The sequence below is a fragment of the Candidatus Saganbacteria bacterium genome (assembly GCA_026387835.1).
In the GTDB taxonomy this organism is placed as follows: Bacteria; Margulisbacteria; WOR-1; order JAKLHX01; family JAKLHX01; genus JAPLKZ01.
Genome location: JAPLKZ010000010.1, coordinates 212,664 through 226,889, shown reverse-complemented (window position 1 = coordinate 226,889; position 14,226 = coordinate 212,664). Strand labels below are relative to the sequence as shown.

14 protein-coding genes are annotated in these 14,226 nt (G+C 49.1%); 8 read left to right on the top strand and 6 right to left on the bottom strand.

The window, feature by feature from the left end; all coding sequences use genetic code 11:
* Window positions 1–27 precede the first annotated feature (27 nt).
* From secD to NTZ10_05185, 8 genes are read left to right on the top strand one after another with little or no spacing between them, the layout of a single operon-like run.
* Window positions 28–1,377 (top strand): protein translocase subunit SecD, encoded by a 1,350-nt coding sequence (gene secD, locus NTZ10_05220; GenBank protein ID MCX5749624.1) that lies wholly within the window; start codon window positions 28–30, stop codon window positions 1,375–1,377.
* Window positions 1,374–2,273: a protein translocase subunit SecF gene (secF, locus tag NTZ10_05215; protein MCX5749623.1), complete on the top strand. Its 900-nt coding sequence runs from the start codon at window positions 1,374–1,376 to the stop codon at window positions 2,271–2,273. The genes secD and secF overlap by 4 nt, the downstream gene beginning before the upstream one ends.
* A complete protein-coding gene (locus NTZ10_05210; GenBank protein ID MCX5749622.1) occupies window positions 2,248–4,500 on the top strand; it encodes a DNA translocase FtsK 4TM domain-containing protein in 2,253 nt (750 codons plus the stop codon). The genes secF and NTZ10_05210 overlap by 26 nt, the downstream gene beginning before the upstream one ends.
* Window positions 4,501–4,529: 29 nt before the next feature.
* Window positions 4,530–5,444, top strand: a complete 915-nt coding sequence (locus NTZ10_05205) for a cobalamin-binding protein (GenBank protein ID MCX5749621.1) — start codon at window positions 4,530–4,532, stop codon at window positions 5,442–5,444.
* Window positions 5,441–6,385 carry an iron ABC transporter permease gene (locus NTZ10_05200; GenBank protein ID MCX5749620.1) on the top strand — a complete coding sequence of 315 codons (945 nt, stop codon included), beginning with the start codon at window positions 5,441–5,443 and terminating at the stop codon, window positions 6,383–6,385. The genes NTZ10_05205 and NTZ10_05200 overlap by 4 nt, the downstream gene beginning before the upstream one ends.
* On the top strand, window positions 6,385–7,104 hold the full coding sequence (locus NTZ10_05195; GenBank protein MCX5749619.1) for an ABC transporter ATP-binding protein: 720 nt from the start codon (window positions 6,385–6,387) through the stop codon (window positions 7,102–7,104). The genes NTZ10_05200 and NTZ10_05195 overlap by 1 nt, the downstream gene beginning before the upstream one ends.
* Before the next feature lie 41 nt (window positions 7,105–7,145).
* Window positions 7,146–8,261, top strand: a complete 1,116-nt coding sequence (locus NTZ10_05190; protein MCX5749618.1) for a hypothetical protein — start codon at window positions 7,146–7,148, stop codon at window positions 8,259–8,261.
* A 38-nt stretch (window positions 8,262–8,299) separates the two neighbouring features.
* Entirely contained in the window at window positions 8,300–9,325 is a 1,026-nt protein-coding gene (locus NTZ10_05185) for a DUF933 domain-containing protein (GenBank protein ID MCX5749617.1), read from the top strand.
* 33 nt (window positions 9,326–9,358) lie between these two features.
* On the opposite strand, the gene NTZ10_05180 is transcribed toward NTZ10_05185, so the two are convergent.
* The 6 genes from NTZ10_05180 to topA form a co-directional block, all read right to left on the bottom strand.
* Entirely contained in the window at window positions 9,359–9,799 is a 441-nt protein-coding gene (locus NTZ10_05180; protein MCX5749616.1) for a hypothetical protein, read from the bottom strand.
* The gene (locus tag NTZ10_05175; GenBank protein MCX5749615.1) at window positions 9,792–10,235 is read right to left on the bottom strand and encodes a hypothetical protein; all 444 of its coding nucleotides are present in this window, start codon (window positions 10,233–10,235) and stop codon (window positions 9,792–9,794) included. Before NTZ10_05175 ends, NTZ10_05180 begins: the two co-directional genes overlap by 8 nt.
* Complete coding sequence (locus NTZ10_05170) at window positions 10,235–10,540, bottom strand: hypothetical protein (GenBank protein ID MCX5749614.1); 306 nt, start codon at window positions 10,538–10,540, stop codon at window positions 10,235–10,237. The genes NTZ10_05175 and NTZ10_05170 overlap by 1 nt, the downstream gene beginning before the upstream one ends.
* Window positions 10,537–10,965 carry a GspH/FimT family protein gene (locus NTZ10_05165; protein MCX5749613.1) on the bottom strand — a complete coding sequence of 143 codons (429 nt, stop codon included), beginning with the start codon at window positions 10,963–10,965 and terminating at the stop codon, window positions 10,537–10,539. The genes NTZ10_05170 and NTZ10_05165 overlap by 4 nt, the downstream gene beginning before the upstream one ends.
* Window positions 10,966–11,134: 169 nt before the next feature.
* Window positions 11,135–11,977, bottom strand: coding sequence for a pantoate--beta-alanine ligase (gene panC, locus NTZ10_05160; protein MCX5749612.1), 843 nt, complete (start codon window positions 11,975–11,977; stop codon window positions 11,135–11,137).
* Window position 11,978: 1 nt separating this feature from the next.
* Entirely contained in the window at window positions 11,979–14,186 is a 2,208-nt protein-coding gene (gene topA, locus NTZ10_05155; protein MCX5749611.1) for a type I DNA topoisomerase, read from the bottom strand.
* Between the last annotated feature and the right edge of the window lie 40 nt (window positions 14,187–14,226).

The window sequence follows — 14,226 nt, the reverse complement described above, 5'->3', positions numbered from 1 at the left end:
AATTTTGCTATAATCAAAACAGCAAACATGGGTGAAAATTTAACAAAGCTTAAAGTCCTTTCTCTGTTGGTCCTTGTCGCGGCAGCGGCTTTCATCGCATATAAATTTCCTCTTATATTAGGCCTGGATATCCAGGGAGGCACGAGACTGGTACTTGAAGCTCAGTCGACCAAAGATTATAAAGCCGGTGACGAGGCCGTTTCCGGAGTGATGGCTGTTATACGGAATAGGATCGACGCTCTGGGCGTGACGGAACCGATGATCCAAAAAAAGGGATCGAACCAGATAGTGCTTGAGCTTCCCGGGATAAAAGACCCTGAACACGCCATAAAAGTACTTGGAGAGACAGCACTTCTTGAATTCGCGGAAGCCGAATGGGCTCCGGGCGATGAATCAGTGCTTTCCCCTTCAAAAGTGGAGCAGGTCTACGGTAAAGGTGCAAGGATCGACAAATATATCGACAGAAGGGACGGAAGGATCATAAGCGAAAGGCCCATCATATTAAAAGGCACGGTCCTGACGGGCGCCGATCTTAAAGGATCCTGGCCCGGGGTGGATGAATTCGGGAATCCCAATGTAGACATTGAGTTCAACGCCAAAGGAGCCGGTACGTTTGCCAACGTGACGGAGAGGAATGTGGGCAAGCCGATCGCGATCCTTCTCGACAAAAAAATAATTTCCGCCCCGAGCGTGAGAGAGCCGATACCTTCAGGAAGGGCCCAGATATCCGGGAGTTTCACGATCGAACAGGTCCAGGACCTGGTCGTCCAGCTCAGGGGCGGGTCGCTGCCTGTTCCTATAAAGATACTTGAGACAAAGATCGTAGGCCCGACGCTCGGAAGGGATTCACTTGATAAAAGCAAGTTCGCCGGTCTTGTCGGGATCATTGCGATAATCGTATTTATGATCGCGTACTATCGTTTCCCCGGTCTTCTTGCCGATCTTTCTCTGGTGTTCTATTTCTTTTTTACTCTGGCTGTATTGTCCGTTCTGCGGACTACCCTTACGCTTCCCGGCATCGCGGGATTTTTACTGTCTATCGGCATGGCGGTCGATGCAAACGTCATAATATTTGAAAGGCTCAAAGAAGAGCTCCAGTCCGGAAAAGACCTGCGCATGGCGATCGACACAAGCTTTCACAGGGCTTTCGCGGCGATACTCGATTCTAACGTGACGACGGTGATCGCGGCGGGCATGCTCTTCTTTTTCGGTACGGGCACGATCAAAGGCTTTGCCGTGACGCTCTGTGTCGGTATCATCGTCAGCATGTTCACGGCAATATTGCTGACAAGGTTCCTGATGGACCTGATGATCGACTGGAAGCTGGTCACTGACCCTAAAAGCGGCATGCTCTACAGGGGATTCGGCAAAAAATGAAGATAATTGAAAAGACCAAACTTTGGTTCACTCTTTCGGCAATTTTGATCCTGCTCGGTGTTTTCGGCATTGCCACTAATATGATGTTCAGGGGAAGGCCCATGAACTTCGGCATAGATTTTACCGGGGGGACCATCCTTACCCTGAGGTTTGAACAAAAAGCGGCTATCGCAGGGCATCTGGGTGATGTGAGGAAGGTCCTTGAGACCTTCAATTTCAGGGAGAACGTGATCCAGCTGACAGGCGAAAACGACCTTACGGTCAGAACGGAACCCCTTGAGAACGAGACCAGATCAAAAATGATCGAAGAACTGCAGAAGGAGTTCGGACCGATAGAACTTCTTGAGGCCGATACAATAGGCCCGGTTATCGGGAATGAGCTCCGCACCCAGGCTTTTTGGGCACTGCTTCTTGCGACGATCGGCATCCTGATATACGTTTCTTTCAGGTTCGAATTCAAATATGCCGTGGCCGCGACCATCGCTCTGTGGCACGATGCTTTTATAACCATCGGGCTGATAGCTCTGCTGTTCAGGACGGTCGATTCGCCTTTTATCGCGGCAATACTCACCATACTCGGTTATTCGATAAACGATACGATAGTGATATTTGACCGGATAAGAGAGAACATGCTGAAGCCGAAAAAAGGCAGGACGGATTTTGTCGGCGTCGTGAACGAGAGCATCAACCAGACCATGGCCAGGTCGATCAACACGGTGCTTACCGTGCTGTTCATGAACGTCTGTCTCCTTGTGTTCGGCGGGACCACGATAAAGGACTTTGCACTTACCCTTCTGATAGGCTTCACGCTCGGAGCATATTCCTCGATATTCATCGCGAGCCCTATCCTGGTCCTGATGGAGAAAAGATTTGGCAGCCAAAAAGACAGAAGATAGGGAGATCCAGGGGCACCGCCACACAGCGGCCGGGATCCTCCTTATCGCGTCCGCGATCTATATACTCTTTTGCACTGTATCATCCACGACATCTCCTAAATGGACGGGCCTGCTGGGGATCTATCTGGTGAAATGGCTTCTCGAAAAGACTTTCGGTTTCGGCATAGTATTCCTACCGCTTTTTCTGACGCTCATAGGAGCGGTGATGCTGACAAGGCAGGAGCCGCGCTCCCTGAAAGTGAGGATCACGGGATTCTGTCTTTTGTTCATGACTTTTATAACCACTTCGCAGTTCTTTTTCCCTAAATACTATCTAAAGGTCCACGAGATCGTGGCCGGCGGCGGTGGATGGGCGGGGTATTTCACTAATTACGTTTTCATAAGGCTCCTCGGTTCGGTAGGCACGGTCATCATTCTGTCGGCGATGTTGATAATATCCCTGGTCCTCATATTCAACATAACCACGATAGATGCCTTTCTTGATATTGTAGACATGATAAGATCCAAAAAAAACGATATGAAGAAAAAGCCGAGAAGAGTGAACCAGGACGTGCCCATAATAGATCACGCTTCCTACGGCGAGGATAAAAGCTCCATCCAGGCGCAGCTCCCGCTTATTAAAGAGATGAGGACAAGAGAAGACAGCGCCGAACCAAGGCAGGAGGAAAAAATAGATCTCGGCACGGCCGCGGAACGGCCCGTGAAAAAATATAAAAGGCATTCCTACAAGCTTCCTTCCCTTGAGCTTTTGAACACGATGACCGAAAAAGAAAAACAGCGGGCCCAGAAGCTCAGGGAACTTATGCAGCAGAGAAAGACCGACCTTGAAAGGGTCCTCAGGAGCTTCGGTGTCGGCGCCAATGTGATGAACATCAGTATAGGCCCGGCGGTCACGCGGTTCGAGGTCCAGCCGGAACCCGGAGTGAAGGTAAGCAAGATCGCGAATCTCGCGGATGATATCGCCCTAAACCTCGCTTCCGGCGGGGTGAGGATGGAAGCTCCGATACTCGGCAAATCCGTTGTCGGGATCGAAGTGCCGAACATGACCGTAACGCCCGTGCATCTAGGGGAAATAGCAAGGACAAATGAATTCGCGCAGAACACTTCAAAACTATTGATAGGCATAGGCAAAGACATCGCAGGAGCGCCGATATTCGGGGACCTTTCAAAAATGCCGCATCTTCTGATCGCCGGCACTACCGGTTCGGGGAAAAGTGTCGCGATCAATTCATTGATAGTAAGCATCCTTCTGCGCGCGCGTCCCGACGAAGTAAAATTCATCATGATCGACCCCAAGATGGTCGAGCTGACAAATTACTCGAACATCCCGCACTTGATGGCGCCGGTCGTCACCGATCCGAAAAAAGCCGCCGTCACGCTTAAAGAGTGGGTCGTGAGGGAGATGGAGCGGAGGTACAAGGAATTTTTCAACGCCGGCGTGAGGAACATCGACGGGTTCAATAAAAAAGTTGACAGATACGAAGAGAGCGGAAAAGAGGACGAATTCATCCCGGAAAGGCTCCCCTATATCGTGGTGATAATAGACGAGCTCGCGGACCTGATGATGGTCGCGGCATCTGAGGTCGAGACGACGATCTGCCGTATCGCGCAGATGGCCCGCGCTACGGGTATCCACCTTGTCGTGGCAACGCAAAGGCCGTCCGTTGATGTCATAACCGGCCTGATCAAGGCGAACATACCGTCGAGGATCTCGTTCGCGGTAGCGACGCAGATAGATTCCCGCGTGATACTTGACATGAGCGGCGCCGAAAAACTTCTCGGCAGGGGCGACATGCTCTACTCGCCGATAGGCGCCATGAAGCCTACAAGGGTCCAGGGCTCTTTTGTAAGCGATGACGAGATCGAGCGCATCGTCAGTTTTGTCAGGGATCAGGCGTCTCCGGAATATTCCGAAGAGATATTGAACTTAAAATTTAACGGTGAAAGATCTTCCGGCCAGGCGGGGGCAGCCGAAAGGGATGAACTGTTCGCCGAAGCGGCGCGGATAATAATCGAAAGCGGACAGGGGTCGACCTCTCACCTGCAGAGAAGGATGAGGATAGGATACAACAGGGCGGCAAGGCTGATGGACGAGCTTACGGATGCCGGCGTGGTATCACAGCCGGAGGGCGAGAACAGGCCGAGAAAGATACTGAAAAGCATGTCCGACCTGATCTCTATGGGGATGGTGGACTCCGAAGCAAAACCCGACTACCCGAAATTTTAGCTTCCCTGATATAATATCAGTTACGGCAAATGAAAACAAAAATAATATCGGCACTTCTTATTCTTTCGGTATTTTCCGGATGCGGAGCTAAAACCGTCGAGAAACCCCAAAAAATACTCGAAAAACCGTTCAGGTCGGCGGTCGTGATCGATGAAAGCGGAGAGCCGTACACCGCGGTCCACAGGCCTGTAAGGATAATTTCCACGATGCCCAGCAATACGGAGATCCTCTTTGCACTGGGGCTGAAGGACAGGATCATCGGCGTGACATCACAATGCAACTACCCGCCCGAGGCGAGAAAGATCAAAAAGATAGGCGGCGCGGACCTGAACATCGAACAGATAATCTCCCTGAACCCGGACCTCATAGTGATGCTGGGTGACGCGCAAAAAAACGATGTTGAAAGGCTCAGGCGGATGCATCTTCCCGTGTTCGTAATAAACCCGCAGACCCTGCCCGGCCTGATCTACTCGATAAACATTTTAGGGCAGGCGACCGGGAACAAAAAAGAAGCGCGCGACCTTTCAAAAAAGATGCAGAACGAGATATATAAAATATCAACTCAAAACAGATCGCGCGTCAAGCCGAAGGTCTTTGTCATGCTCTGGCATAATCCGCTGATAACTGCCGGCAACGGCACCTTTATAGACGACCTGATAACTCTTGCCGGAGGAGTGAACATCGCCTCTCAAATGGGCGTTAAATACCCCATAATGAACTTTGAAGAATTGATCGAACAGGACCCCGATTTTCTTATTATTGCCGGCAAAGCAAAAGACGAAATAACAAGACTAAAGACCAGCCCAAAATGGAGGATCATCAAAGCCGTGAAAGAGAACAACATGCTTTTGATAGATTCCGACATAATAACAAGGCCGTCCCCGAGGCTGATGACAGCGCTTGACCTTATCACTTCTTTTATACAGAAGCGGGAACAGAAATGAAACAAAAGTATTATATGTTGATGCTGTTCCTGACCGCGGCGCTTTGCGCGGTCATCGTCCTCGGAGTGCTTGTAGGGGCGGTCGGAATAAATCCTTTTGACATGAAAGCCCCGTTCTCGTTCATACTGTGGCAGATAAGATTGCCGCGGGTCATCCTGGCGGCCCTTGTGGGCGCGATGCTGGCGGTTTCCGGCGCTATACTTCAGTCTTCCCTGAAAAATCCTCTGTGCGACCCGTATATCCTGGGAATATCGGCCGGCGGAAGCGTCGCCGCTGCCGCGGCGATAATACTGCTGCTGCCGTTGTACTATGTGTCCGCGTTCGCTTTCCTGGGCGCGGTGGCCGGCGTATTTATAATCTATCACGCGTCAAAAGTCGCGGGCGAGATAAAACCCCAGACACTGATATTAGCCGGCGTCGCGGTGTCTTCGCTTTTGTCGGCAATATTATCATTTATGGTGATCTTTTCCGACAGACTGCAGTCGATCTTTTTCTGGATCCTGGGAAGTTTTTCCGCGGCTAACTGGGCCTCTGTCCATCTGGCATTTTATGCGGCTTTGGCGGGGATCATCGCCGCCATGATCTATTCCAGGGACCTGAACGCGCTTGCGCTCGGAGACGAGGAAGCCCTTTCTCTCGGGGTGGACGTGATGCGGTCGAGGAACATCCTTTTGATAATCGCGTCACTGATGACCGGAGTGGCCGTATCCCTTTGCGGAATGATAGGTTTTATCGGATTGATCGTGCCGCATATGATGAGGCTTATCTCTGGTTCCAACAATTCTTATCTGATACCGGCTAGCGCCCTGGCCGGCGCCGTCCTTATGGTGCTCGCCGATATCATCTCGAGAGTGATAATGATACCCTCTGAAATTCCGGTAGGTATAGTATGCGCGATGCTTGGGGCACCATTCTTCATTTATTTGTTGAGGAGAAGCTGATGAAGCTCGAAGTAAAAAATATTTCTTGCGGATACAGATCAAAAAAAGCATTGGAGGGCATTTCTTTTTCTGCCGGGGAAGGGGAGTTCGTCGGCATCCTTGGACCTAACGGTTCCGGCAAGACGACGTTGCTCAGGGCTTTGATAAGAACTATTCCCGTCCTGGACGGCGAGATATCGATATCAGGCAGGGACATAAGGCAGATGAACAGAAAAGAGATCGCAAAGGACATCTCTTACGTGCCGCAGCTGTCGGAGCCGGCATCTGGTTTCACCGTCGAAGAGATCATCTCGATGGGCAGGATGCCACATGTCGATGCGTTCTCCTCTTATAAGCAGAATGATTTTGACGCGATAAGAGAAGCGGAAATAATGACAGGCCTTCTTGAAATGAAGGACAGGGATGTAACCGCCCTGAGCGGAGGCGAGTATCAGAGGGTCATCATCGCAAGAAGCCTAGCGCAGGGTGCTAAGATATTGCTTCTGGACGAACCCACCGCGCATCTGGACATCAGATACCAGATCGAGATACTGGAACTGTTAAAAAGATTAAAAGACAAGACAGTGATCGCGGTCTTTCACGATATCGGTCTTGCAAAAAAATACTGCACCAGGATAATCTTTCTAAAGAACGGTTCGATAGCCGGTGATGGCACTACGGATGAAATGCTAGCTCCGCAGAAAATATCCGGAGTTTTTGAAACACCTTATTCCGCCTGAAATCCCTGCCCGGATCTTACGATATATAAACAGAGGTATTTATGCCGGCAGGTATCCTAAAATATTCCCCGAACACACTCGTTTTCCTGAAGGTGCCGTCACTCGGCGGCAGGATCTGTTTTAATCCCGTTTTAAGGGCGCTCAGGAAAAATTTCCCAGACAGCAGGATTGGAGTTGTCGTGAGAGAGGAAGAAGCGACTTTTTATCAGCATAATCCTTTCGGGGTAAAAGTCCATACGGTATTACCGGAAGATGTCAAGACAAGTTCAATGTTCGATGCCAAAACAGAAATGGACATCAGAAGTGAAATGTATGACACGGCAATCGTAACGCTGCTGTCGGAGAACTGGCTTTGCGACCTTGCGGTCAATCATGCGGTATATTTTGACCATAACATAGGCTATTACTATTCCCAACATGTTATCTCCCGGAAGTTGCGGGATCACCCTCCTTTAGAAGGGCAGCCTTATCTGTTCGATGCTACGATCAAGTCCTCCGGCGGGATGCCGTATTTTGGCGAATATGCAGGTCTCCACTACCTTAGGTATCTAGAGCCATTCGGAATAACAGGAGCCGATCATAAGCCGGAAGTCTGGTCGACGGATAAAGACCGGCAAGCCATTTCAAATTCTTTAGAATTAAACGGCTTTAGCAAAAACGATTTTATACTCGGCATTAATATCGGCGGAATGAACAATGTATGGCCGATCAAAAAATATGCGGAAATTATAAAACAATTTGAATCGTTATTAAATCGAGAAGGAAATGGGCTTGTTGCAGGAAGACCGGTAAAGTATATGGCGCTCGTTGGTGAAACAGAGGAAGAGATCTGGCGGTTGTTGACGGAATACACAAAAGATTTCGGTCAAAGATTTATTGGCATGGGTACGCCGACCCCGGACAGGCTGGCAGCGGCGGTAGAAAGATGTTCCTGGCTTGTGACAACGGAAAATGGCGCTGCTCATGTTGCACAGGCATTAGATATACCTGCGACGGTCATGTATCCGGATGAGACATGGAAGAAAAGCTGGCTTTTGCCCGGAGCAAGAGTGAAGCCGGTCGTAACAAAAAGCGTGAATGTTTCGACAATTATGCCGGAAGACGTCAATCTGGCAACATGGGACGGGATAAGAGAATGGATATCCCCAAAACCATAGGAGAACAATACGCCCTGCGCAGATGTTAGAATGAAAACATGAAAGCGGTCATAACCGGACTTCCATTTTCTGGGCAGAGGCAATTGTTCAGTGTCCTGACAGGCATTCCTCTTGAGACCGTCGATTTAAAGCCGCTTGAGGTCCAAAAAGGCATCTGCGAGGTCAAAGACCCCCGCATTACGGTCCTTTCAAAGATGTATACCCCCAAAAAAACAACATTCGCAAAGATCGAATACAGCCTTCTCCCCGATTTCAATCTCCAGGGCCCGGCGAAGATACTGGTGCTCAACGAATTGAAAAATGCTGACGAGATATGCTGGGTCCAGAAAGCATCGACCGCAAAAGAGGATATAGACCATTTTGTCTCCGAACTTGTGATTTCAGACATGGTCCTGATAGAAAAAAGGCTTGAAGCGATCGAAAAGGAACAGAAAAAGAAATTTTCCGAAGAAAAAGAGAAAGAGAAAAATCTTCTTTTAAGATGCAAGCACCTGACAGATGAGGGCAAGCCGCTAAGAGGAATAACTGCCAACAAAGATGAAAACATCCTTCTGTCGATCTATCAGTTCCTCACAATTAAGCCGGTCATCTGCGCCGTCAATTTGGAAGAGGGGCAGAAAAAGGATGAGGGGCTCGAGAAGACCCTGACAGAGAAATATTCAATGTTTTCCGTGTTCCTGTGTGCCGAACTTGAAGAGGAAATCGGGAGGCTGAAAGAATCAGACAGACAAGAGTTCATGAAAGAACTCGGGATCGAAGAGCCGGCTGTCGATAAAATGACAAGGACGGTCTATTCTGGTCTCGGGCTGATCTCGTTTTTTACTGTAGGCGAAGACGAAGTCAGGGCATGGCCGGTAAAATCAGGTTCCAGCGCGCCCGAAGCCGGAAGAACCATCCATTCAGATATAGAAAAGGGATTTGTCCGCGCAGAGATGATGAAATACACTGATTTTATCACCGCGGGTTCGGAAGCAAAGCTCAAAGAGGCAGGAAAATTTTACCTGAAGGGCAGGGATTATACAGTCGAGGATGGGGACATTTTAAACTTCAGATTCAATGTATGATCTTGAAGGGGCGGATTTCAAACCCGCCAACTACTACAATTCCTCCCAATGTTTTTGTTTGAACGGCAATTCATAATCCAGCCTTTGAAAAGAATAATATCGGCTCTTTAAGATATCGCTTCCGATAAATCCGACAGAATAGATGACGTTTTTGTTTTTCTCCTTCACGATCTTGAACCCGCCTTCGCCAAAAAGCGAAATCTCTCCTTTTGAAGAAGCCAGCAGCCATTTTTTATCGTTTTCAGCGTGAGGCTCGTCCGTTGCCCATCCTTCGCTTGAAGCGATCCTCGATTTTGCGGTTTCGATGCCGGCTTCGGAAAGATAGAATACTTTTGTTCCGCGCAGGAAGTCAGACTTAATGTTATTTGCGGTGACCAGGAGTCCGGCAGCAGACACTCCTACGGAGAGCAGCAGGAAGATCATAAATATTGAAACGGGAAGAATATACCCTTTTTTGTTATTTATATTATTCATTTCTGCAACAGGCTTCACTGGTCAGAGAATAACGTAAAAAAGATGGCTGCAAATTTAGGATGACACGGTGAGGTGCAGGATAAAAGAACTGAAGCCCCGTTATTGATCCGTCCGCTGTCAGGTATTGAGAAGTTGCTCCTTTTGTCCTCCTCACTTTTCCCGCGGCAAGGTCAAACGATATCGTATAAGTGTCAAATGTAATGATGAGCCTGTCTTTTGTGGAAAGGCTGCTCACTCCTTTTGAAGACCTGATCTCGGCGGACATCGTTTGTATTGCCGACAGGCAGCTGTGAAGGCCATTTTCCATATTGTGTGCGCTTCTCTGCCAGCCAAGAAGAGGCAGCAAGAAATAAAATAACGAAGAAACGACCACAAACGACAGTGAAGCCGCGGTGATCAGCTCTATCAATGTAAAGCCCTTGTCAGCACGTGCCATCAGTATTTTGACCTTAATGTAAAAAGCTCTATCCTTCCAAGCCTTACGCGCATTGTTTTCAGGTCGGATGAAATATCGGACACTTCAATATCGGGAGAGCTTCTGATATCATCGAAGGCTGCTGCTTCCATAGATTCCAGGATGCCGGCCGCGGAAAGTATCTTGCGGTCATCACAAGAAATATGTAAAAATCCGCGGGACAGGGACTTGAAAAGCACAAGAAAACAGGACAAAAACAGGATGAATATGAAGCTCGCGGTCAATATCTCGATGAGCGTGAGGCCGGACCGGTCAGAGGTGTTCATTCTATCCGTATCCTCCCGACGGAAGAGACGACCACTTTTTTATCCCTGCCGTCCGCACTTTGCACCGTTGCCGTCCCAAAGTAGCCCGGCACAGGAAAACCGTTCGAAGAGAACGTGAAGGTACATCTGTTCTTAAATGCCAGGCTTTGGCCAAGCGCGGTATTCTTGATCAGCGAGTAGTGATCGGAGATGATATCAAGAACTTCGACAACATAACGGTCAGTACCGCAGGTCAGCCGGCAGGAGCTCCCGTTTGACATGGCTTTCTGTTTTGCGAGGTAAAGATCACTTTCAAGCTGGCGAACGGCATTGTCCAAAGAGGCCTTCTTCGTCATTGTTGTTATTCCGGTGATCGATGCCCCCATCAGGATAGCGATGACCGAAATGGTGATCAGCATTTCTATCAGCGTAAAACCTCTTTTCATCAAGGGGGGACGAGCAATTTGGCCGCCATCCTCACCCCTGCTCCCCGCCTTCGGCGGGTCGCTTTCCCCTCTCCATCTTCGATGGAGAGGGGTGCCCGAGCTTGCGAGGGCGGGGTGAGGTGTGGAAATTTCCAACACTACGACTTCATCCGGTGCAGGTATCAAGCAGCTATTTTATCAGGAGATTGTCGATCAGCCTTGTCTTGCCGACGAATACTGCGAGAGCAATAAGGGCAGGGCGCTTGACAATGTTCTGTTTTTCCAAAGTATCCGGATCGCATATCGATATATAGTCGATCCTTGTGCAGGATTCTTTGAGTATCAAGGCTTTCATATCGGAAATTATTTTATTGGGGTCTCTTTGACCCTTTTTAACTAGACTTTTTGCCAGGGTCAAAGACCTTGAAAGCGCGGCCGCTGAATGCCGTTCTTTTGCCGAAAGATATCTGTTCCTCGAGCTTTTTGCCAGTCCGTCTTTTTCCCTTACAGTCGGGACCGTCACCACATCGACCCCGAGATCAAGGTCTTTTATCATTTTCCTGATTATCACCTGCTGCTGGAAGTCCTTGGCCCCGAGAAAAAGCTTATGGGGGTTTATTATATTCAAGAATTTCTTAACGATCGTTGCAACACCGTTGAAATGGCCGGGACGCGACTTGCCGCAGAGTTTATTCCCGAGTTCCCCGACTTTGACGGATGATTTATGTCCTTGCGGATACATATCGCTGACATCCGGGACAAAAAGCATATCAACTTTTTCATTCAGCAGTAAAGATATATCCCTTTTTAGATCACGCGGATATCTTTTGTAGTCTTCTTTCGGGCCGAACTGGGTGGGGTTCACAAATATGCTTACAATGACAACGTCGCTGTGTTTTTTGGCTTTCCTGACAAGCTGAAGATGGCCTTCATGAAGTGCGCCCATCGTGGGGACAAAACCTACCTTCGTGTCTTTTTCCCTCAACGATCTTGTAATGCGCTTCATCTCGTGGGGTCTTTTTATAGTTTTCATCTCAGACTTCTATTGAATAGCCGCATTTCTTGGAGCATTCATGAGTGGTCCCGCCTTTCAGGCGTTTTTCAACAAGGAAAGCACCGCAAGTAGGGCAGTTCTCTTTTAGGGGTTTGTTCCATACGGCGAACCTGCATTTTGGATAATTATTGCAGGAAAAAAATGTCCTTCCCTTTTTGGAGCGGCGCTCCACTATCTCGCCGCCGCAGTCCTTTTCGGGGCAAGTGACGCCGGTCTTTTTCTGGATGGAAACGGTTGTCTTGCATTTTGGATATTTTGTGCAGGCAAGGAACGTGCCGAACCTGCTTCTTTTTACCTCCATGGGGGATCCGCATTTCGGGCACTTTTCATCAGTGTCAATCGGCGCTTCACCCTTTTTGGGAAGGTCTTTCGTGCTTTTACATTTAGGAAAACCCGTGCAGGCCAGAAAAGCCCCGAAACGGCTTTGCCTCACCACCATCGGTTTTCCGCATTTTTCGCAGACCTCGTCGGTCTTTTCTTCAAGCTTTACCTTTGTCATTTCTTTTTCGGCTTTTTCAAGCGAAGTCTTGAAAGGGCTGTAAAATTCCTCGAGAGTGTCCAGGAGCTTCATCTTTCCTTCCGCGATATCGTCCAGCTCGTCCTCCATCTTGGCCGTGAACTTCAGGTCCAGTATGACGGGAAAATGTTTTACAAGCAGGCCGTTCGTGATTATTCCTAGCTCGGTGGGCTTTAAAGTTCTCCCGTCCCTGATAACATAACCGCGGTCGATTATCGTCGAAATAATAGGGGCGTACGTGCTCGGCCGGCCGATCCCTTTTTCCTCAAGTTCTTTTACAAGCGATGCCTCCGTATAGCGCGGCGGCGGCTGGGTGAAATGCTGCGTCGGGCTGAGCTTTACCAGGTCAAGCGCCTCTCCCTGCGAAAGCTGCGGAAGTGTTCCTTCTTTTTCTTCCACTTCGTCCTTTGATTCTTCGTACAGCACCATGAACCCGTCAAATTTCATCACGCTTCCCGTTGACCTGAAGATATAATCTTTTGCTTCGATATCAACGGAGGTCATGTCCATCAGGGCGCTTTCCATTTGGGATGCAACGAACCGCTTCCAGATCAGCTCGTAAAGCTTGAATTGCTCCGGTGTCAGCGCCGCTTTTACTTTTTCGGGCGTCATTTTTACCGACGTGGGGCGGATCGCTTCATGGGCGTCCTGCATCCGTTTTTTGGACTTGTATATTTTTGGAGATCCCGGCAGATATTTTTGGCCGAAAGTATCGGTGATATATTTACGCACCTCGGCGATCGCGACATCGGAAATTCTTGTCGAATCCGTCCTCATATAGGTAATAAGACCCGTGTGGCCTTCGTCCTTGAGATCTATGCCTTCATAAAGCCTCTGCGCGACGCTCATCGTCCTTTTTGCCGGGTAACCGAACTTCCTGCTTGCGTCCTGCTGGAGCGAACTTGTTATGAACGGCGCGTAGGGATTTTTGTTCTGTTCTTTTTTCCTGACTTCTTTGACTTTGAAGCTTGCTCCGTTCAGGGAAGCGAGCACGGCATCGGCCTGGTCCTTGTTCTTCACGGTCAGCGGAGATCCGGCCTTTGAATTAAGCAGAGAGCTGAAAGTCTCTTTTGTCTTTTTGGAAAGCTCGGCAGTGACCTTCCAGAATTCTTCCGGGACAAAGCGCATGACCAGGCTTTCCCTTTCGCATATAAGGCGGACTGCCACGGACTGCACGCGCCCGGCGCTCAGGCCTTTCTGGACTTTTTTCCAAAGAAGCGGGCTGAGCTTGTATCCCACAAGCCTGTCTAAAATACGCCTGGCCTGCTGGGCGTTCACGCGGTCCATGTCGATGAGTCTCGGGTGCTTTACGGCGTTCTGCACGGCGTCTTTTGTTATCTCGTGGAACTCTATCCTTTTGATCTTTGTTTTTCCGTCGATAAGATATGAAAGGTGCCAGGCGATGGCTTCACCTTCACGGTCAGGGTCGGGAGCCAGAAGGACCATTTTGGCAGAAGAAGCGGCGGACTTCAGTTCTTTTATGATCTTTTCTTTTCCCTTGATAGTGACATAATCCGGCTGGAAGTCTTTTTCAATATCGACTCCGAGCGATTTTACCGGCAGGTCCCTCACGTGGCCGCCGCTTGCCCTAACGCTGTATCCTGTCCCGAGGAACTTCTCGAGTGTTTTTGCCTTTGCAGGTGACTCGACTATTACAAGTGTTTTGTCCAATTAAATCTCCTTAGCACATAACAATTTTTGACTATAACAA

Bases quoted from the DNA above. Each gene is read 5' to 3' on its own strand.
- NTZ10_05185 (MCX5749617.1), top strand. From the start codon at position 8,300: ATGAAAGCGGTCATAACCGGACTTCCATTTTCTGGGCAGAGGCAATTG.
- NTZ10_05170 (MCX5749614.1), bottom strand. From the start codon at position 10,540: ATGAACACCTCTGACCGGTCCGGCCTCACGCTCATCGAGATATTGACC.
- NTZ10_05205 (MCX5749621.1), top strand. From the start codon at position 4,530: ATGAAAACAAAAATAATATCGGCACTTCTTATTCTTTCGGTATTTTCC.
- NTZ10_05195 (MCX5749619.1), top strand. From the start codon at position 6,385: ATGAAGCTCGAAGTAAAAAATATTTCTTGCGGATACAGATCAAAAAAA.
- NTZ10_05200 (MCX5749620.1), top strand. From the start codon at position 5,441: ATGAAACAAAAGTATTATATGTTGATGCTGTTCCTGACCGCGGCGCTT.
- NTZ10_05180 (MCX5749616.1), bottom strand. From the start codon at position 9,799: ATGAATAATATAAATAACAAAAAAGGGTATATTCTTCCCGTTTCAATA.
- panC (MCX5749612.1), bottom strand. From the start codon at position 11,977: ATGAAAACTATAAAAAGACCCCACGAGATGAAGCGCATTACAAGATCG.
- secD (MCX5749624.1), top strand. From the start codon at position 28: ATGGGTGAAAATTTAACAAAGCTTAAAGTCCTTTCTCTGTTGGTCCTT.
- NTZ10_05190 (MCX5749618.1), top strand. From the start codon at position 7,146: ATGCCGGCAGGTATCCTAAAATATTCCCCGAACACACTCGTTTTCCTG.
- NTZ10_05165 (MCX5749613.1), bottom strand. From the start codon at position 10,965: ATGAAAAGAGGTTTTACGCTGATAGAAATGCTGATCACCATTTCGGTC.
- NTZ10_05175 (MCX5749615.1), bottom strand. From the start codon at position 10,235: ATGGCACGTGCTGACAAGGGCTTTACATTGATAGAGCTGATCACCGCG.
- secF (MCX5749623.1), top strand. From the start codon at position 1,374: ATGAAGATAATTGAAAAGACCAAACTTTGGTTCACTCTTTCGGCAATT.